Origin of the sequence: Nocardioides sp. zg-DK7169 (assembly GCF_013155365.1) — a bacterium.
Taxonomy (GTDB): domain Bacteria; phylum Actinomycetota; class Actinomycetes; order Propionibacteriales; family Nocardioidaceae; genus Nocardioides.
The window spans coordinates 143,040-161,562 of the sequence record NZ_JABJRA010000001.1 but is presented as its reverse complement, the minus strand read 5'-3'; the positions used below and the strand labels follow the sequence as shown (position 1 = coordinate 161,562).

Genomic DNA, 18,523 nt, shown 5'->3' with positions numbered 1-18,523 from the left:
GGAGCGACGTGATGTCCCGGGTCGCCGACCGAGGCACCGCCCGGACGGTCTCGGTCCTGACCCTGACCGGGATGGTCGTCGGCTCGATGGTCGGCGGCGGGGTGTTCAGCCTGCCCTCGGACTTCGGGGCGGCCACCGGGGCGCTCGGGGCGGTGATCGCCTGGGTGCTGGCCGGGCTCGGGATGCTGATGCTCGCCCTGGTACTCCAGTCCCTCGCCGTACGCCGACCCGACCTGGACAACGGCATCTACGTCTACGCCGAGGTGGGGTTCGGCAGCTACGCCGGCTTCAACGCGGCGTGGGGCTACTGGGCCGGCAACGTGGTGGGCAACGTCTTCTACCTGACCTTCGTGATGGCGAGCCTGGGCGCGTTCGTGCCGGGCCTCGGGCAGGGCAGCACCGTGCTGGCGGTCCTGCTCGCCTCCGTGCTGGTGTGGACGCTGCACGTGGTGATCAGCCGCGGGGTGCGGCAGGCCGCCGGGATCAACCGGATCGTCACCGCGGCCAAGATCGTGCCGATCGTCGTCTTCGTCGTCATCGCGGCGGTCTCCTTCGATACCGGGGTGCTCGGCGACAACCTGTGGGGCGGCGAGGCGCACACGGCGGGCGCGCTCTTCGACCAGGTGCGCGACACGATGCTGGTGACGACCTTCGTCTTCCTGGGCGTGGAGGGCGCCAGCGTCTACTCCCGGATGGCGCGGCGGCGCGAGGACATCGGCCGGGCGACCGTCCTGGGCTTCTGCAGCACCCTCGCGCTCTTCGCCTCGGTCACCCTGGTCTCCTACGGCGTGCTGCCGCAGCACGAGCTCGCCGAGGCGAGGCAGCCGTCGATGGGCGTCGTCCTGGAGTCGGTGGTGGGGGAGTGGGGGGCCACGCTGATCGACGTCGCCGTGATCGTCTCGGTGCTCGGCGCCTACCTCGCCTGGACACTGCTGAACGCCGAGGTGCTGTACACCCCCGCCCGCGGCGGCGTGCTGCCGCGGTTCCTGGGGCGGGCGAACGACACCGACACCCCGGTCGCGGCCCTGGTCACCACCAACATCGCGGTGCAGCTGTTCCTGCTGCTCGTCCTGGTGGTCAACGACGCCTTGGAGTTCATGCTCAAGCTGGACACCGCGCTCACCCTCGCGCCGTACCTCCTGGTCGCGGCGTACGCCGTCAAGCTCACCGTCACCGGCCAGACCTACGACGACGCGAGCGCCCGCACGCGCCGCCGCGACCGGGTGGGCGCCGTGCTGGCGCTGGTCTACGCGGTCTTCCTGCTGTACGCCGCCGGCCCGCGCTACCTGCTCCTCGGCTGCCTGATCTACGCCCCCGGGACCCTGCTCTACCTGTGGTCGCGGCGCGAGCGCGGCGAGCCGGCGTTCACCAGGCCCGAGCTCCTCGCCTGCGTGCTGCTGTGGGTGGCCGCGGCCGTCGGCGGGGTCCTCCTGGTCACCGGCGTCGTGCACGTGTGAGCGACCCGCGGCGGGGTCGTCAGTCGGGCGTGGTCTCATGCCGCCATGAGCGATGCCCGGCGGGAGACGCCGCCGAAGCACCTCGGCGACTACCCGCACGGGGCCTACTGGTCGACGGAGGCGCCCGCAGACCTCGGCGACGACGACGAGCTCGACCGCACGGTCACTGGCGACGTCATCACGTTCATGTGGGACTACGGCGTGCAGGTGCCGCTCTGGACCGACGACCGAGGGGCTCCTGCCCGAGGAGCCCGAGTGGCTGCGCCGCGCCCTCGGCCTCAGCGCCCCGTTGATCGCGGACCTGGCGGCGTGGGGGAGGGCGATGGACCATCTCGACGCCCACCCGCGGCTGCGCACCGAGGACGTCTACCGCGACCTCGACGTGCAGGCCAGGAGGCTCGTCGACCGGTTGCGGGCGGAGCTCCCGGAGCGCTTCACGGTGAGGTACCACCCCTGGTAGGTCCACCCGCCCACCCCGGTCCGGCAGGATGGACCCATGGGCTTCCAGATCGCCAACGAACCTGCCGCTGACCGGGTCCTCGAGGAGCACCCGTTCGCCCTGCTCGCCGGGATGATGCTCGACCAGCAGTTCCCGATGGAGCACGCCTTCCGCGGCCCGGCGAAGGTGCTCGAGCGCTTCGGCAGCCTCGAGCCCGCCGAGATCGCCGCCGCCGACCCCGAGCGGTTCGCCGAGCTCTGCGCGACCCCGCCGGCCATCCACCGCTTCCCCGGATCGATGTCGGCGCGCCTGCAGGCGCTCGCCGCGATGATCGAGGAGAAGTACGACGGGCACACCGAGCGGCTGTGGACCGAGGCGACCTCCGGGCGCGACCTGCTCAAGCGGGTCATGGAGCTGCCCGGCTTCGGCAAGCAGAAGGGGCAGATCTTCGTCGCCCTGCTGGCCAAGCAGCTCGGCGTACGCCCCGAGGGCTGGGAGGCCGCGGTGGGGGACTACGCGCTGGAGGGCTACCGCTCGGTCGCGGACGTCGTGGACGCCACCTCGCTGCAGAAGGTGCGTGACTTCAAGAAGGAGAAGAAGGCGGCTGCGAAGGCGAAAGCCTGATTCGTACCCGTTCGCAGCGGCCCGGAATCCGCTTCGGTCGATCCGCTGGGGTGATGCTGCTTCCAACGGACACGGCGTGCCCATGGCTGGAATACGATGATGTCACCAGTGGCGTGGCACTATGTGACTGCGGCTCTTGACGTTACCGGGCCTTGCCGCGCCCATGAGCCATCCGACGTGAGTAGTTGACGAGAGGTGTTCGTGTCCTCGAACGCGCGAAAGATCCCTGCCGAGGTGCTGGCGCACCCTGCCGTCGTGGCCCTCATCGAGCGCGGGAAGCCCACCGGCACCCTGTCGCCCGAGGACGTCCGGCAGGCCAGTGAGGACGCTGCCGTCGAGCCGCGTCACCTGAAGGCGCTCATGGCGCACCTGAGCTCCGTGGGGATCTCCATCGACCTCGGTGCGGCGAGCAGTCGTGCCGTCGCGGCGACGAGTGCCCGCAAGACCACCTCCGCGACCGCCAAGAAGGCGCCGGCCAAGAAGGCGGCCGCCAAGAAGGCCGCTCCCGCGACGAAGACGGCCACCGCTGCCGCCGTCGCGGCGCCGGTGATCGGGCCGGACGGCAAGAAGATCCTCCCGGACCTGCCCGACGAGCAGTTCGAGAAGGACGTCGCCACCGACCCGACGATCAAGGAGGACGAGAAGGAAGCCGCCTTCGTCGTCTCCGACGCCGACGACGCCGGCGAGCCCGAGCAGCAGGTCATGGTCGCCGGTGCGACCGCCGACCCGGTCAAGGACTACCTCAAGCAGATCGGCAAGGTCCCCCTCCTCAACGCCGAGATGGAGGTCGAGCTCGCCAAGCGGATCGAGGCCGGCCTCTTCTCCGAGGAGAAGCTCGCCAAGGGCGGCAAGATCCGCCCGGCCCTCCAGGAGGAGCTGGAGTGGATCGCCGAGGACGGCCGCCGCGCCAAGAACCACCTCCTCGAGGCCAACCTGCGTCTCGTCGTCTCGCTCGCGAAGCGCTACACCGGTCGCGGCATGCTGTTCCTGGACCTGATCCAGGAGGGCAACCTCGGTCTGATCCGCGCGGTGGAGAAGTTCGACTACACCAAGGGCTACAAGTTCTCGACGTACGCCACCTGGTGGATCCGTCAGGCGATCACCCGCGCGATGGCCGACCAGGCCCGCACCATCCGCATCCCGGTGCACATGGTCGAGGTCATCAACAAGCTCGCCCGCGTGCAGCGCCAGATGCTCCAGGACCTGGGCCGCGAGCCCACCCCGGAGGAGCTGGCCAAGGAGCTCGACATGACCCCCGAGAAGGTCATCGAGGTCCAGAAGTACGGCCGCGAGCCCATCTCGCTGCACACCCCCCTCGGTGAGGACGGCGACTCCGAGTTCGGCGACCTGATCGAGGACTCCGAGGCGATCGTCCCGGCCGACGCGGTCAGCTTCACGCTGCTCCAGGAGCAGCTGCACGCCGTGCTCGACACGCTCTCCGAGCGTGAGGCCGGTGTGGTCTCGATGCGCTTCGGCCTCACCGACGGCCAGCCCAAGACGCTCGACGAGATCGGCAAGGTCTACGGCGTGACCCGCGAGCGGATCCGCCAGATCGAGTCCAAGACGATGTCGAAGCTGCGCCACCCGTCGCGCTCGCAGGTCCTGCGCGACTACCTCGACTGACCCAGCCTGACCCGCGCCCCGGCGTACCCGACCGGCCCGTCCCGCCCTGTGCGGGACGGGCCGTCGTGCGTCCGGAGGTGGGCGCGCCGCATGGTCACGGTGGTGGTGGGGGACTGCCCTGGGAGGAAGCAGACCTGACCTGAACGGGGGAGCACCGTGCGCACGACTCGACGTACCACCGCCCGACCCACCGACCGGCGCGGCCGGGTGCGGAGCGGGGGGATCGCCGTGGGCGCCCTCGCGGCCACACTGGTCCTCGGCACCGCTGCCCCGGCCGTCGCCGAGAGCGGCAGCTACCGCGACCCGGCGGACGCCGCTGCGTCGCTCAACGACGTCAGGCGGGTCGACGTGGCCCACCAGCAGGGCCCGCTGCGTGTGCGCGTGCGGGTGAGCGACCTGCGCGCCATCAGCGACGCCGGGCCGGCCAGTCTGGCGCTGTGGGTCGACACCGACCGGACCACGCGGGGTCCCGACCTGCGCCTGGCCACCGGGCTCCAGAGCGGCACCGACTACCAGCTGGTGCGCACCGTCGGCTGGAAGGCCACGTCCAAGCCGCTGACCTGCGCGCACTCGGTTCGGCTGCGCCCGGGCAAGGACGTGGCGGTGCTGCGCCTCTCGCGCGCCTGCCTCGGCGACACCGACGCGGTGCGGGTCGCGGTGCTCATGGTCGACGAGTACGACGCCTCGCACCCGGTGCGTGACTGGCTCGGGGCGCGTCGCTCGTTCACGCCCTGGCTGGACCGGGGCTGAGGCCCGCCGGCGCGGAGGGCCTCAGCCCCGGCCCAGGCATGGCGAAGGCCCCGGACGTTTCGTCCGGGGCCTTCGTCGAGGTAGTGGGTCTGGTGGGTTCAGCGGTCCCCGTCGGAGGTCACCGAGGTGCCACCGAGCTTGTGGGTCTCGTCGATCACGTTGGCCGCGATCTCCTTGAGCTTGTCGCCGTGCTCGCGTGCGTGGTGAGCGCAGAAGAGAAGCTCGCCGCCGGTCTGGAGTTCCACGCGAAGGTAGGCCTGGGCTCCGCAACGGTCACAGCGGTCCGCTGCCGTCAGCGGAGTGCTGGGGGCAAGTGCAGTGGTCACATCGGCCTCATTTCTGATCATTCGGTGTCTTGCTCAACGTATCGGCGGGGACCAAGATTCCCGACGGCACGTGGTGCCGGACACGTCCATCCAACCACGCGTCCCTCACCACCGCTCCGGGTCTCCATGACTGAGACGCCTACGCCTCGGTCACGGGCCCCCTCGACACCTTGGCTGTCGCCCTGGTGGCGGCGGGTCCCTCGATGTTCAGCTGTGCTGTGCAGGCGGGCCGATGGTACGACCGCCCCCGTTGTGAATGGTGGTGCCCAACCTAGCTGTGTGACATGCCCCCCGCTGCGCAGCGTGCCTGCGTCGGCGGCCGGCGTGTCGCAGGTAGATTCGACGCAGCACGCCGTACGGATTTCTCGCCAGCGCAGGAGCCCCACGATCGCCGACAACACCTACAACGCCGCCCACCTCCTGGTCCTCGAAGGACTCGAGGCGGTGCGCAAGCGACCTGGGATGTACATCGGGTCCACCGACACCCGTGGCCTCATGCACTGCCTGTGGGAGATCATCGACAACGGCGTGGACGAGGCCCTCGGCGGCCACGCGCGCAGCGTCGAGGTCACGCTGCACCCGGACGGCTCCGCGGAGATCCACGACGACGGCCGCGGCATCCCGACCGACAAGGAGCCCAAGACCGGGCTCCCGGGCGTCGAGGTGGTCGCGACCAAGCTGCACGCGGGCGGCAAGTTCGGCGGCGGCTCGTACGTCGCCACCGGCGGCCTCCACGGCGTCGGACTCTCGGTCGTCAACGCGCTGTCCACGCGCATGGACATCGACGTGCAGCGCTCGCCGGCCGTCCAGGGCCTGTCGTTCCGCCGCGGCGTCCCTGGCGTCTTCGCCTCGGAGGGCCCCGACGCCGACTTCGAGCCGCGCTCGGGCCTGACCCGCAAGGGCGCACGGGTCGCGAAGGGCCGCAGCGGCACCACGATCCGGTTCTGGCCGGACCGCCAGATCTTCACCAAGGACGCCACCTGGGTCTTCGACGAGCTCATCGCGCGGGCCCGGCAGACCTCGTTCATCGTCCCCGGCCTCGAGCTGGTCATCCGCGACCTGCGCGGCCCCGAGATGGTGGAGGAGAAGTTCCGCCACGACGGCGGCATCGCGGAGTTCGCCGAGTTCCTCGCCGCCGACGAGCCGGTGACCGACGTGCTGCGCCTGCAGGGTGCCGGCACCTTCACCGAGACGGTCCCGCTGCTCGACGACGTGGGCCACATGACGCCCCAGGAGGTCGAGCGCGAGCTCCAGGTGGACGTGGCGGTGCGCTGGGGCACGGGCTACGAGACGCAGGTGCGCTCCTTCGTCAACGTGATCGCCACGCCCAAGGGCGGCACCCACGTGGCCGGCTTCGAGCAGGCGGCGACCCGCACCTTCAACGAGGCCATGAAGGCCGCGAAGGTGCTCAAGGCCAACGACGACCCGGTCACCAAGGACGACGTGCTCGAGGGCATGACGGCGGTCGTGACCGTGCGTCTCGCCGAGCCGCAGTTCGAGGGCCAGACCAAGGAGATCCTCGGTACGCCCGCCGCGCGCAGCGTGGTCCGCAAGGTCGTCAGCGCCGAGCTCGAGGCGTTCCTGACCTCCTCCAAGCGCCACGAGAAGGCCCAGGCCAAGCTGGTCATGGAGAAGGTCGCCGGCGCGGCCAAGACGCGTATCGCCGCGCGCCAGCACAAGGAGACCCAGCGCCGCAAGAACGCGCTGGAGTCCTCCTCGCTGCCCGCGAAGCTGGCCGACTGCCGCTCCACCGACAACGACCGCACCGAGCTGTTCATCGTCGAGGGTGACTCCGCGCTCGGCACCGCCAAGCTGGCGCGCAACTCGGCGTTCCAGGCGCTGCTGCCGATCCGCGGCAAGATCCTGAACGTCCAGAAGGCCTCGGTCGGCGACATGCTGAAGAACGCCGAGTGCGCCTCGATCATCCAGGTCGTGGGCGCGGGTTCCGGGCGCAGCTTCGACCTCGACGCGCGCCGCTACGGCCGGATCATCTTCATGGCCGACGCCGACTCCGACGGCGCGCACATCCGCTGCCTGCTGGCCACGCTGTTCTTCAAGTACATGCCCGACCTGATCCGCGAGGGCCGGGTCTACTCCGCGGTGCCGCCGCTGCACCGCATCGAGCTCTCGAACCCCAAGAAGGGGATGGACAAGTACGTCTACACCTATTCCGACGACGAGCTGCAGCGCAAGCTCGCCGAGCTGAAGAAGAAGAACGTGCGCTGGAAGGACCCGGTGCAGCGCTACAAGGGCCTCGGTGAGATGGACGCCGACCAGCTGGCGGAGACCACGATGGACCCGCGGCGCCGTACCCTGCGCCGCATCACCATCGACGACGCCGACGCCGCCACCCGCGTCTTCGAGCTGCTGATGGGCTCCGAGGTCGCGCCGCGCAAGGAGTTCATCGTGCAGGGCGCCTACGAGGTGGACGTCGAGGCGCTCGACGCCTGACGCGAGCCCCAGGACGACGCGAGACCCCGAGCCGGACGTCGGCTCGGGGTCTTGTCACTCGCGGGTGAGGAGGCTCAGACGACCCGGTCGAGCAGGCCGCTGTCGACGTCGTAGACGAAGCCACCGACCTGGAGCCGCTCGGGGATCAGCGGGTGGCTGCGGACCCTGCGCACGTCCATCTCGAGCGTGCGCTTCTGGTCCTCCACCACGTGGAAGCGGTGCCAGCTGGCGTCGGTGCCGGCGGACTCGGAGACGCGGTCGGCGATGTCCTCCTCGGAGTTCGACGCCACGGCGCAGCGGGTGTGGGGGACCACGAGCACGCGCTGGACGTTGAGCAGGTGGGCGCCGAGGACGATGGCCTCGAGTGCGGCCTCGGTCACGCGGCCGCCCGGGTTGCGGAAGATCTTGGCGTCGCCCGGCTGCAGGCCGAGCATCCCGAGGGGGTCGATGCGCGAGTCCATGCAGGTGACGATGGCGATGCCGGCCTTCGCGATGCCGTCGAAACCGCCGTAGCGGAAGTCCGAGGCGAACTCGCGGTTGGCGGCCAGCAGGTCGTCGAAGGCGTTCTCATTGTCGTTGTTCACGATTCGCAAGATAGCGCGCGCTCAGCCTGCCGTGCGCAGCAGGTCACCGGCCGGCAGCGCCCGCGTGGCGGCGCCGCGGAAGAGCGCCAGGGCGAGCAGCGCGGCGACCACGGCGCAGACGGCCGCACCGAGGAACACGGTCTGCTCCTGCGCCACTCCGGCGTCGCGGAGCAGGTCGGAGTACGCCGCGCAGCGGCTGCGGCCCTCGCAGACCTCGCGCACCGTCGGCAGGTCGCCCTGCTCGGCGTAGTAGGCCCGCAGACCGATCGTGGTGAGCGCGGAGATGCCGACCAGCATGCCGACCATCCGGGCCACCACGACCATCGCGCTGGCCAGGCCGTGGACGGCGTGGGCCGTGCTGGCCAGGACCGCGGCGTTCACCGGGGCCAGCGCCAGGCCGAAGCCGAGCCCGGTCAGCACGAGCGGCACGTTGGCCGAGAGGTGCTCGAGGGCGTCGGCGTCCCAGGTGCTCATCCACCCGAAGCCGACGGCCGCCAGGCCCATGCCGGTCGCCGCGACGACGCCGGCGCTCACCCGCCGGGTCAGCAGCCCGCCCAGGACCGCGCCGACGGGCAGCGCCACGAGGAAGCGGACCAGCACCAGGGCGGCGAGCAGCTGGGAGTCGCGGTGCACCGTGGAGCGGGCGAACAGCGGGATGTCGATCAGGGCGGCGATCAGCGCGGCGCCCACGAAGAAGCTGACCAGCACCGCACCCCACGCCGGTACGGCGCGCAGCGCGCCGCGCGGGACGATCGGGTCGTCGGCGTGGCGCACGTGCCACACGAAGGCCACGGCGGCGACGGCGGCGCCCAGGAGGTACCAGAGCCCCTGGTCGGAGAAGACCTCGATCTCGGGGTCGGCGGTGGCGAAGGCGAGGACCACCCCGCCCAGCGCGGCCGAGAGGAACAGCGCACCGACCAGGTCGGCCTCGCGGGCGCTGCGTCCCCACCCGCGCAGGTCCACCAGCGGCCGCCTCGCCGTGAGGCAGCGGGCCACCAGCAGCACCAGCGCGCCGATCGTGACCAGCCCGGCCGGGGTCGGCCAGCGGCCGCTGCCCACGACCGGGATGAACAGCTGGCCCCAGGTCAGGTCGCGCATCAGCGGCGGCGGGAGGGTGAAGACCAGCCCGGCGCCGAGCAGCAGCACGCCCAGGAGCGCCAGGCCCGGCCAGTCGAACCGGGGTCCGGGCGGGGCGCCCCGGGAGCGCCCCGCGGCGGGGGAGGCGCTGCGGGCCGCGGCACGCACGGCCAGGGCCAGCACGACGCCGACGAGGAGGTTGACCGCGAAGATGACGCGCCAGTCGTCGGCGAGCGCCATCACCACGGCCCCGAACAGCGGTCCGAGGACGCTGCCGACCTCCTGCACCGCCGAGACCACGCCGAGCGGCACCCCGCGCCGATGGGCGGGGTAGAGGTCGGCGACCAGCGCCAGCGTCGCGGGCACCAGCCCGCCGCCACCGACGCCCTGGAGGAAGCGGCCGGCGACCATCGAGGTCATGTCGTAGGCGAAGGTCGTGACCAGCGACCCGACGGCGAAGAGCACGAGGGCGGCCACCAGCACCGGGACCCGGCCGCGCAGGTCGGCGATCCGCCCGATCAGCGGCAGCATCGCGACGTACCCGAGCAGGAAGCCCGAGACGATCGGCGCGGAGCGCTGGAGCTCCTCGGGGGAGATCCCCACCGAGCCGCTCATCTCCGGCAGCACCAGGACCACGACGTAGGTGTCCGCCGCCGCGAAGGCGACCGCGACCGCGGCGAGGGCGAGCAGCAGGCGTGGGCTGCTCGGGCGCCGCGGCTCCTCCGGGCGAGCGCGCCGCGCCGTCACGGCGCGGTGATGTCCTGGCTGGTGCCGTAGTCGCTGAACCCGATCGTGTAGGTCATCGACTCGGAGTCGGGGTAGAAGACCCCGGTCAGCACGACCTCGCGCAGCTCGCCGTCGTCGGAGACGGTGTACGCCGCGTCGAAGTCGCCCGACGCGGTCGGGATGATGTTCTTGACCGTCGAGCCGGGGACGGTGCCGGTGTACTCGGTCAGCACGTCGCGGTTGTCGGTGCCGCCGCGGACCTGCTCGCCCTGCTCGAGGTCGGTGGTGGCCGGCAGCAGCGAGGAGAACCCCGAGTCCGGGTCCATCAGCCGCGCGGGGTCGGGCGCGCCGTACTCCTCGGGGTCGATGTCGGACCAGCCGGAGGACAGCGGGAGCTTGGCGTGGACGACGTCGTCCACGGCGACGACCGGGACGTTGGGCTCGAAGCCCGCGTAGCGGACCGTGATGGTCCCCTCGAACGCCGGCGCGCGGGTGCCGACGCCCTCGGCGCCGATCAGGCCCTCGAGGCCCTCGGGCAGGTCGTCGGTGCTCAGCGTGATCGCCACCCCGCTGGTCTCGTCGAAGGTCGTCTTGGCCTCGGCCAGGACCTCCTCGGGGGTCTGGGCGTCGTCGCCGGAGCCGTCGTCGCCGGAGCAGGCGCTCGTGGTCAGGGCGAGGGCGAGCACGGCGACAGCGGCACGCACGGGGAGGGAACGGTGCATGCGGTCAGCCTTCCACAGCGTCGGGCGCCGGGTCGGCGGGACCGTCGCCGCCACCGAGCCGGGCCGCGACCGGGCCGGCGCACGCGGCGATCGGCTGGCTGGTCGGGACACCGGAGCCGTCGCGGCGCCCGGTGGCGTCGGGCAGCTCGACCGGGGTGCCGCTGTCCGAGGTGGCCCGCGCCGGACCCACGCCGGCCCAGGCGAACACCAGCGTGTCCTCGCCCTTGAGGAAGCGGTGGCAGCGCACGCCGCCGGTCGCGCGTCCCTTGGGCGGGTACTCCGAGAACGGCGTCACCTTCACCGCGCCGGCCTCGGTGCCCGGCAGCGCGGTCGAGGAGCCCGAGGCGGTGACCAGCACCGCGTCCCCCGCGTCTCCCGGGTCGCTCGTCTCGAACGCCCCGAAGAAGACCACCCGGTCCCCGGCGGCGAGCCGGATGCCGGCCACGCCGCCGCCGGTGCGGCCCTGGGGGCGCACGGCGTCGGCGCCGAACTGCAGCAGCTGGGCCTCGGCGGTGACGAAGCAGAGGGTCTCCTCGCCGGTGGTGAGCTCGACCGCGCCGACGACCTCGTCGCCGTCGGCGAGGCGGATGACCTCCCAGTCGTCGCGGTTGAGGACCTCGGGGTTGACCCGCTTCACGACGCCCTGGCGGGTGCCCAGCGCGAGGCCGGGGCCCTCGGTGGCCAGGGAGCACAGCGCGAGCGCGCGCTCGTCGCCCTCGAGCGCGACCATCTCCTGCAGCGGCAGCCCGCCCTGGAGGTTGGGGTCGTTGGCGGAGGCCGGCAGGGCGGGCAGGTCGAGGACGCCGAGGCGCAGCACCCGGCCGCGGGAGGTCAGCACGCCGACCTCGCCGCGCACGGTGGTGCGCACCGCGGAGACGATCACGTCGTGGTTGGCGCGCCCGCCGCCGGTGCCGACCGCCTCGTCGCTGTTGGTGCGCGCGACCCGGCCGCTGGCGCCCAGGAAGGCGAAGCACGGGTCGTCGGCGACCTCGAGCGGGCTGGCCGCCGCCTTCGGGTCGCTGCCGGAGGACTCGAGCAGCACCGTGCGCCGGGGGGTCCCGTAGGTCTTGGCGACCTCCGCGAGCTCGTCGGAGACGACGCGGCGCAGCTGGGCCTCGTCGCCGAGGATGGCGTCGAGCTCCTCGATGGTGCGGCGCAGGTCCTCGGCCTCCTTCTCCACCTCGAGCTTGGAGAAGCGGGTCAGGCGGCGCAGCTGCATCTCGAGGATGTAGGCGGCCTGGGGCTCGCTCAGGTCGAAGACCTGCATCAGCCGGGTGCGGGCCTGCTCGGCGCTGTCGCTGCCGCGGATCAGCGCGATCACCTCGTCGATGTCGAGGATCGCGATCAGCAGGCCCTCGAGGAGGTGAAGGCGGTCGGCGGCCTTGCCGCGGCGGAACACCGAGCGGCGGCGTACGACGGTGAAGCGGTGCTCGAGGAAGACCTCGAGCATCTCCTTGAGGCCCATCGTGCGGGGCTGGCCGTCGACCAGGGCGACGTTGTTGACGCCGAAGGAGTCCTCCATCGGCGTCTGCTTGTACAGCTGCTCGAGCAGGGCCTCGGGGTGGAATCCGTTCTTGACCTCGATGACCAGCTGGAGGCCGTTCTCGCGGTCGGTGAGGTCCTTGAGGTCGGCGATGCCGAGCAGCTTCTTGGCCTGGACCTGGGTCTTGATCCGGTCCATCACCTTCTCGGTGCCCACGCCGTAGGGCAGCTCGGTGACCACGATGCCCTTGCGGCGACCGATGGTCTCGATGCGGGCGGTGGCGCGCATCTTGAACACGCCGCGACCGGTCTCGTAGGCGTCGCGGATGCCGCTGAGGCCCACGATCTTGCCGCCGGTGGGCAGGTCGGGGCCGGGGATGAACCGCATCAGGTCCTCGAGCGTGGCCCGGGGGGACTTGATCAGGTGGCGCAGCGCCTGGACCACCTCGACCAGGTTGTGCGGCGCCATGTTGGTGGCCATGCCGACCGCGATGCCGGTGGTGCCGTTGACGACCAGGTTGGGGATCGCGGCGGGGAGCACGGACGGCTCGAGCTCGCGGCTGTCGTAGTTGGGCCGGAAGTCGACGGTGTCCTCGTCGATCGACCCGGTCATCGCGACCGCGGCCGGTGCCATCCGGGCCTCGGTGTAGCGCATGGCGGCGGGGGAGTCGTCGGGGGAGCCGAAGTTGCCGTGGCCGTCGATGAACGGCACGCGCATCGACCACGGCTGCGCCATCCGCACCATCGCGTCGTAGATGGCGCTGTCGCCGTGCGGGTGCAGGCGACCCATCACCTCGCCGACGACGCGGGCGCTCTTGACGTGCCCGCGGTCGGGCAGCAGGCGCATGTCGTTCATCGTGTAGAGGATGCGGCGCTGCACCGGCTTGAGGCCGTCGCGCGCGTCGGGCAACGCCCGGGAGTAGATGACGGAGTAGGCGTACTCGAGGAAGGAGGACTCCATCTCCTGCTGGATGTCGGTGTCGAGGATGTGCTCCTCGAAGTCATCGGGGAGCTCAGGGGTCTTCGAACGCCGTGCCATGGCGCCATTGTCGCGGGTGCGCCCCCGCGGCGCGCCGGGGGCTCGCCGGTGAGCAGCGGCGACCTCCTCACCACGGGTGCCGGTAGATTCCCACCTGTGACCCAGCAGGACGACGTGCCCAGCGCCCCCGCCCACTGGGAGGCCGACGTACTTCTCCGGGACGGACGCACCGCCCACATCCGCCCGATCGGCCCGGCCGATGCCGACCTGCTGGTCGACTTCTACGACAAGCGGGTCTCCGACCAGTCGAAGTACTACCGCTTCTTCTCCCCGATGCCGCACCTCTCCGAGCGCGACGTGCGGCGCTTCACCCACGTCGACCACGTCGACCGGGTGGCGTTCGTGCTGACCCTGTCGGGCCAGATGATCGCGGTCGGCCGCTTCGACGTGGTCCGCCCCGGCGAGGCCGAGGTCGCCTTCCTCGTCGAGGACCGCCACCAGGGCCGCGGCATCGCCCAGGTGCTGCTCGAGCACCTCGCCCAGGCCGCCCGCGAGCGCGGCGTGGAGAAGTTCGTCGCCGAGGTCCTGCCCGACAACACCCGGATGATCCAGACCTTCCGCGACGCCGGCTACCGCGTCGCCAGCGAGTACGAGGACGGCGTGCTCGCCCTGGAGTTCTCCATCGAGCCCACCGAGACCGCCATCGGGGTGATGCTCAACCGCGAGCACCAGGCCGAGGCCGCCTCGATCCACCGCTTCGTCAACCCGCGCTCGGTCGCGGTCATCGGCGCCAGCCGCCGCCAGGACACGATCGGTCAGGCGCTGGTGCGCAACCTGGTCACCGGGGACTTCTCCGGTCGCGTGTACGCCGTGAACCCGAGCGCGGCGGCGGTGTCGGGCCTGCCGGCGTACAAGAGCGTGATGGAGATCCCCGACGAGGTCGACGTGGCCATCGTCGCGGTGCCCGCCGACGCGGTGCAGGACGTCGTGCTCGACTGCGCGGCCAAGGGCGTGCACGGCCTGGTCGTCATCTCCGCGGGCTTCGCCGAGACCGGCGAGGAGGGCCGCCAGCGCCAGCGCCGCCTGGTCGGGCTCTCCCGCTCCTACGGCCTGCGCCTGATCGGGCCCAACGCGCTCGGCATCATCAACACCGACCCGAACGTCTCGATCAACGCCTCGCTGTCGCCGCTGATGCCGCCCCGCGGGCGGGCCGGGTTCTTCTGCCAGTCCGGTGCGCTCGGCTCGGCGATCCTGGAGAAGGTCAACAACCGGGGCCTGGGCCTGTCCACCTTCGTCAGCGCCGGCAACCGCGCCGACGTCTCTGGCAACGACCTCCTGCAGTACTGGGAGGAGGACGACACCACCGAGGTCGTGCTCCTCTACCTGGAGTCGATCGGAAACCCGCGCAAGTTCTCCCGCATCGCGCGGCGCGTCTCGCTGCGCAAGCCGATCATCGCGGTCCGCTCGGGTCGCACGACCCAGGGCGTGCCGATGGGCCACACGGTCCGCCGGATCGCCGCGCCCCCGCAGGCCGTCGACGCGATGTTCCGCCAGGCCGGCGTGATCCAGGTGGAGTCGCTGGAGGAGATGTTCGACGTCGCCCAGCTGGTCGCCCACCAGCCGCTGCCGCGCGGTCGCCGGGTCGCGATCGTCGGCAACTCCGACGCCCTGGGCCTGCTGGCGGCCGACGCCGCCGCCGCCGTGGGCCTGGTGGTCAACCGCTCCGTCGCGCTCAGCGCGGAGCCGAGCGCCGAGGAGTTCGAGGACGCGCTCGACGAGGCGATCGACGACCCCGAGGTCGACGCCGTCATCGCCGTCTACATCCCGCCGCTCAACATCTCCGGCGAGGGTGTGGCCAACGTGCTCGCCGCCGTCGGCGAGCAGTCCGACAAGCCCCTGGTCTCCTCCTTCCTCGGTGCCGAGGGCGTCCCGGAGCTGCTGCGCGTCCCCGACGTCGCCGGCTCCACCGCCGGCCGCGGCTCGGTGCCGTCGTACCCCGCCGTCGAGGCGGCGGTCCGCGCGCTCGCGCACGTCGTGGACTACGCCGTGTGGCTGCGCACCCCCGAGGGCCCGGTCCCGGACGACGACGAGGTGGACCGCCCCGCGGGCAAGCGCCTGGTCAACCAGGTCCTGCACCGCCACCCCGAGGGCACCGACCTCGCCCAGCCCGCGCTCACCGAGCTGCTCGGCGCGTACGGCGTGCAGCTGTGGAGCAGCCGCCCGGTCACGACGCTCGACGAGGCGGTCGCGGCCGGGACCGAGCTGGAGTGGGACGTCGTGCTGAAGGCGACCGCCGACCACCTGCGCGAGCGCCCGGACCTGGCCCACGTGTGGCGCAACATCGAGGGTCCCGCCGAGATGCGCAGCGCCTGGGCCTCGCTGACCCAGATGATCAGCGACCCGGGCAAGGCCGGCTTCGTGGTGCAGAAGAACGCCCGGCCGGGAGTGCCGATCGCGATCCGCAGCATCGAGGACCCGCTCTTCGGCCCGGTGGTGTCCTTCGGGATCTCGGGTCCGCTGATCGAGCTGCTGGCCGACAAGTCCTACCGGATCCCGCCGCTCGGCCCGCACGACGCGGCCAGCATGGTGCGCGAGATCAAGTCCTCCCCGATGCTGTTCGGCTACCGCGGCAGCGAGGTCGTCGACGTCGACGAGGTGGAGCGGCTGATCCGCCGCGTCGCGCAGCTGCAGAACGACCTGCCGCAGGTGCGCGCGCTGGAGCTCTCGCTGGTCCTCGCCGGCGCCCACGGCGCCACGGTGCTCACCGCCGCGGCCCGCGTGGAGCCGGTCGCGGACCCGCGCTCGGACTGGTTCGTGCGCCGCCTCCCGTCGCTGCCGGGGGACACGCTGCCGACCGCCTGAGCCGGGTCTGGCCACCGGCACACGGTGTGGGCCGGTGGCGTGACACACTTCGACTCATGCGTAGCAGGACCGACGACCGTGATCGCACCGTGGAGCTGCGGGCGGCGATCGACCGCACCGGCTACTACCCCGAGGTCGTGGCCGACGGTGTCGACGCCGCGGTGGCGGGGGAGCCGGTGGTGGCGTACTTCGTGCACCACGAGCCGACCTTCGACCACGACGAGGTGCGGCGCCACCTGAGCGTGGTCGTGCTGACCCCGACCCGGCTGGTGCTCGCGCACACCGACGAGCACGCCGGTGACGACCTGCTGCCCGAGCCGTACACCTCCACCTCCACCGAGGCGGTCCGGCTCTCGGCGGTGAAGTCGGTCGTGGTGACCCGGATGATCGCCAACCCCACCAGCGGTCCGTCGTTCCCCGCCGAGGCCAACATGACCATCGGCTGGGGCGGCGTGGGACGCGTCGACCTCGAGCCGGCCGGCTGCAGCGACCCCCAGTGCGAGGCCGACCACGGCTACACCGGGGTGCTCGCCTCCGACGACTTCTCCATCCGCGTGTCGGCCGCCGCCGACGGGCCGGCTGCCGTCGAGCGCCTGCTGGCCTTCGCGGAGTCGCTCTCGGCGCGGACCCACACGGCGTGAGCTTCGTCGCGCCAGCCTACGGCCAGCGTTCGCTGGCCGATGTCGTGCCTGCGGTGGGCGTGGCGCTGGGGGCGCGACTGCCGGACCGCGAGGTGCCGGCGGACCTGGTCCTCCCCGAGGCCGGCGCGTACGTCGTGTTCCTCGTCGACGGCCTGGGGGCGAACATCCTGCGCCGCTACGCCCACGCCGCGCCGTACCTCTCCTCGCTGCTGAGCCACAGCGAGCCCGGGACCGCGGGCGTGCCGTCCACCACCGCGACCAGCCTCACCTCCCTCGGCACCGGCCTGCCGCCCGGGGCGCACGGCCTCGTCGGCTTCACCTCGCGGGTGCCCGGCACCGGCCGGCTGCTCAACGCCCTCGCCTGGGACGCCGACGTCGACCCGGTCGAGTGGCAGCCGCACCCGACCGCGTTCGCGCTGCTGCAGGCCCAGGGCGTGTCGGTCACGGTGGTCAACAAGCGCGAGTTCGCCACCAGCGGCCTGACGCGCGTCGCGCACCGCGGCGTCGACTTCGTCGGGGCCGACCGGGTCGGCGAGCGGATCGCCGCGGCGGTCACCGCCACCCGCGAGCGTCCCTCGCTGACCTACCTCTACGACGGCGACCTGGACTGGACGGGGCACCGCTACGGCGTCTCCTCCAGCCAGTGGCTCCAGCAGCTCTCCAGCATCGACTCCGAGGTGGAGCAGCTGCGCGACGCGCTGCCCCGCGACATCCGGCTCGTGGTCGTCGCCGACCACGGGATGGTCGACTGCCCGCCGGAGAGCCGCACCGACGTGGACGAGCGGCTGGAGCTGCGCGACGGCGTGGCGCTGCTCGGCGGCGAGGCGCGCTTCCGGCACCTGTACTGCCACAGCGGCGCCGTCGACGACGTGGTCGCGACCTGGACCGAGGTCCTGGGCGACCGCGCCGAGGTGCTGACCCGCGAGGCGGCGATCGGCCGCGGGTGGTTCGGACCGGTGCGCGGGCAGGTGCTGCCGCGCCTCGGCGACGTCCTGGTGGCCGGCTGCGGCGACCACGGGATCTTCTCCTCCCACGACTTCGCCTACGAGACGACGCTGGTCGGCCTGCACGGCTCGCTCACGCCCGACGAGATGCTGGTGCCGATCCTCCTCGACTGAGGCGGCACGGTGGGGGCTGCCGGGCGGTGCTCAGGCCGCGCGGCGCTCGATCCTCGCGGGCTGGACCAGCGCGCCCGCCACCAGCAGCAGGACGCCGAGGATCACGATCGAGGTGGCCGTGAAGGGCGGTGCGTCCGAGGACGGCATCAACCACAGCGGCGCGTGGTCGCTCGCGCCCGTGCAGGCGATCGCCGCGCCGTCGTCGGAGTGCCCGAGGAGCGCGATCGCCGCGACCGGTACGCCGTCGACCACCCGCGAGCCGAAGGTGGTCAGGTCCTCGGGCTGCGCCGGCAGGTCCAGACCACTCTCGGGTCGGCAGCCGACCTCGTCGAGGGACGGCGTACGGCGGGGATCGTCGACCTGGCCGTAGAGGACCCAGGGGCTCTGGAAGAACCGGGTCGACGGCACCTGGGTCACCCCCTCGGTGGCGAGCTGCACCTGCGGGGGCGCGTCCGCGCGGCCCGCCGCGACGCCGAACACCAGGGTCGCCAGCCCGACGGCCAGCAGGACCGCGCCCGCGAGCCGTCGGCGCCGGCGGGTCGCGGCGGAGTCCTGCAGGCGCCGGGTCCGCGCGTCCCGCGCGCCTCGCAGGCGCGCGAGCGAGTTCTTCAACGGACCCTCCTCCAGGCTCGGCGCGGACACGGCCGGATCGGTCGGCAGAC

At 72.2% G+C, this 18,523-nt stretch carries 15 protein-coding genes; 9 read left to right on the top strand and 6 right to left on the bottom strand.

Annotated features, from left to right (window positions below; all coding sequences use genetic code 11):
* Window positions 1-11 precede the first annotated feature (11 nt).
* The 5 genes from HOQ23_RS00745 to HOQ23_RS00725 all read left to right on the top strand — a co-directional run bounded on the left by HOQ23_RS00745 (window position 12) and on the right by HOQ23_RS00725 (window position 4,893).
* Window positions 12-1,457 carry a basic amino acid/polyamine antiporter gene (locus tag HOQ23_RS00745; RefSeq protein ID WP_172210917.1) on the top strand — a complete coding sequence of 482 codons (1,446 nt, stop codon included), beginning with the start codon at window positions 12-14 and terminating at the stop codon, window positions 1,455-1,457.
* A gap of 322 nt (window positions 1,458-1,779) precedes the next feature.
* Complete coding sequence (locus HOQ23_RS00740; RefSeq protein WP_172210915.1) at window positions 1,780-1,917, top strand: hypothetical protein; 138 nt, start codon at window positions 1,780-1,782, stop codon at window positions 1,915-1,917.
* A 36-nt stretch (window positions 1,918-1,953) separates the two neighbouring features.
* Window positions 1,954-2,520, top strand: a complete 567-nt coding sequence (locus tag HOQ23_RS00735) for an HhH-GPD-type base excision DNA repair protein (RefSeq protein ID WP_172210912.1) — start codon at window positions 1,954-1,956, stop codon at window positions 2,518-2,520.
* Between the two features lie 195 nt (window positions 2,521-2,715).
* Window positions 2,716-4,143 carry an RNA polymerase sigma factor gene (locus HOQ23_RS00730; RefSeq protein ID WP_172210910.1) on the top strand — a complete coding sequence of 476 codons (1,428 nt, stop codon included), beginning with the start codon at window positions 2,716-2,718 and terminating at the stop codon, window positions 4,141-4,143.
* Window positions 4,144-4,371: 228 nt separating this feature from the next.
* Window positions 4,372-4,893, top strand: coding sequence for a hypothetical protein (locus HOQ23_RS00725; protein WP_172210908.1), 522 nt, complete (start codon window positions 4,372-4,374; stop codon window positions 4,891-4,893).
* 98 nt (window positions 4,894-4,991) lie between these two features.
* Here HOQ23_RS00725 and HOQ23_RS00720 read toward each other — a convergent pair whose 3' ends face one another.
* On the bottom strand, window positions 4,992-5,240 hold the full coding sequence (locus tag HOQ23_RS00720; protein ID WP_216653433.1) for a hypothetical protein: 249 nt from the start codon (window positions 5,238-5,240) through the stop codon (window positions 4,992-4,994).
* Between the two features lie 339 nt (window positions 5,241-5,579).
* On the opposite strand from HOQ23_RS00720, the gene HOQ23_RS00715 reads away from it, so the two are divergent.
* Window positions 5,580-7,670 (top strand): DNA topoisomerase IV subunit B, encoded by a 2,091-nt coding sequence (locus tag HOQ23_RS00715; protein ID WP_172211557.1) that lies wholly within the window; start codon window positions 5,580-5,582, stop codon window positions 7,668-7,670.
* 74 nt (window positions 7,671-7,744) lie between these two features.
* Here the strand turns inward: HOQ23_RS00715 and HOQ23_RS00710 are convergent, their stop codons facing one another.
* The 4 genes from HOQ23_RS00710 to HOQ23_RS00695 are packed head-to-tail and all read right to left on the bottom strand — an operon-like array spanning window position 7,745 to window position 13,300.
* Entirely contained in the window at window positions 7,745-8,254 is a 510-nt protein-coding gene (locus tag HOQ23_RS00710) for a carbonic anhydrase (RefSeq protein ID WP_172210904.1), read from the bottom strand.
* Window positions 8,255-8,275: 21 nt separating this feature from the next.
* Complete coding sequence (locus HOQ23_RS00705; RefSeq protein WP_172210901.1) at window positions 8,276-10,078, bottom strand: MFS transporter; 1,803 nt, start codon at window positions 10,076-10,078, stop codon at window positions 8,276-8,278.
* A complete protein-coding gene (locus tag HOQ23_RS00700) occupies window positions 10,075-10,779 on the bottom strand; it encodes an LppX_LprAFG lipoprotein (RefSeq protein ID WP_172210899.1) in 705 nt (234 codons plus the stop codon). The genes HOQ23_RS00705 and HOQ23_RS00700 overlap by 4 nt, the downstream gene beginning before the upstream one ends.
* 4 nt (window positions 10,780-10,783) lie before the next feature.
* Window positions 10,784-13,300 carry a DNA topoisomerase (ATP-hydrolyzing) subunit A gene (locus HOQ23_RS00695; protein ID WP_172210897.1) on the bottom strand — a complete coding sequence of 839 codons (2,517 nt, stop codon included), beginning with the start codon at window positions 13,298-13,300 and terminating at the stop codon, window positions 10,784-10,786.
* A gap of 96 nt (window positions 13,301-13,396) precedes the next feature.
* On the opposite strand from HOQ23_RS00695, the gene HOQ23_RS00690 reads away from it, so the two are divergent.
* Genes HOQ23_RS00690 through HOQ23_RS00680 form a run of 3 tightly spaced genes read left to right on the top strand, consistent with a single transcriptional unit; the run spans window position 13,397 to window position 17,861 of the window.
* Window positions 13,397-16,102, top strand: a complete 2,706-nt coding sequence (locus HOQ23_RS00690) for a GNAT family N-acetyltransferase (protein ID WP_172210895.1) — start codon at window positions 13,397-13,399, stop codon at window positions 16,100-16,102.
* A 56-nt stretch (window positions 16,103-16,158) separates the two neighbouring features.
* Entirely contained in the window at window positions 16,159-16,743 is a 585-nt protein-coding gene (locus tag HOQ23_RS00685; protein WP_172210893.1) for a DUF5998 family protein, read from the top strand.
* Complete coding sequence (locus tag HOQ23_RS00680) at window positions 16,740-17,861, top strand: nucleotide pyrophosphatase/phosphodiesterase family protein (RefSeq protein ID WP_172210891.1); 1,122 nt, start codon at window positions 16,740-16,742, stop codon at window positions 17,859-17,861. The genes HOQ23_RS00685 and HOQ23_RS00680 overlap by 4 nt, the downstream gene beginning before the upstream one ends.
* 30 nt (window positions 17,862-17,891) lie before the next feature.
* Here the strand turns inward: HOQ23_RS00680 and HOQ23_RS00675 are convergent, their stop codons facing one another.
* Complete coding sequence (locus tag HOQ23_RS00675) at window positions 17,892-18,473, bottom strand: hypothetical protein (protein WP_172210889.1); 582 nt, start codon at window positions 18,471-18,473, stop codon at window positions 17,892-17,894.
* Between the last annotated feature and the right edge of the window lie 50 nt (window positions 18,474-18,523).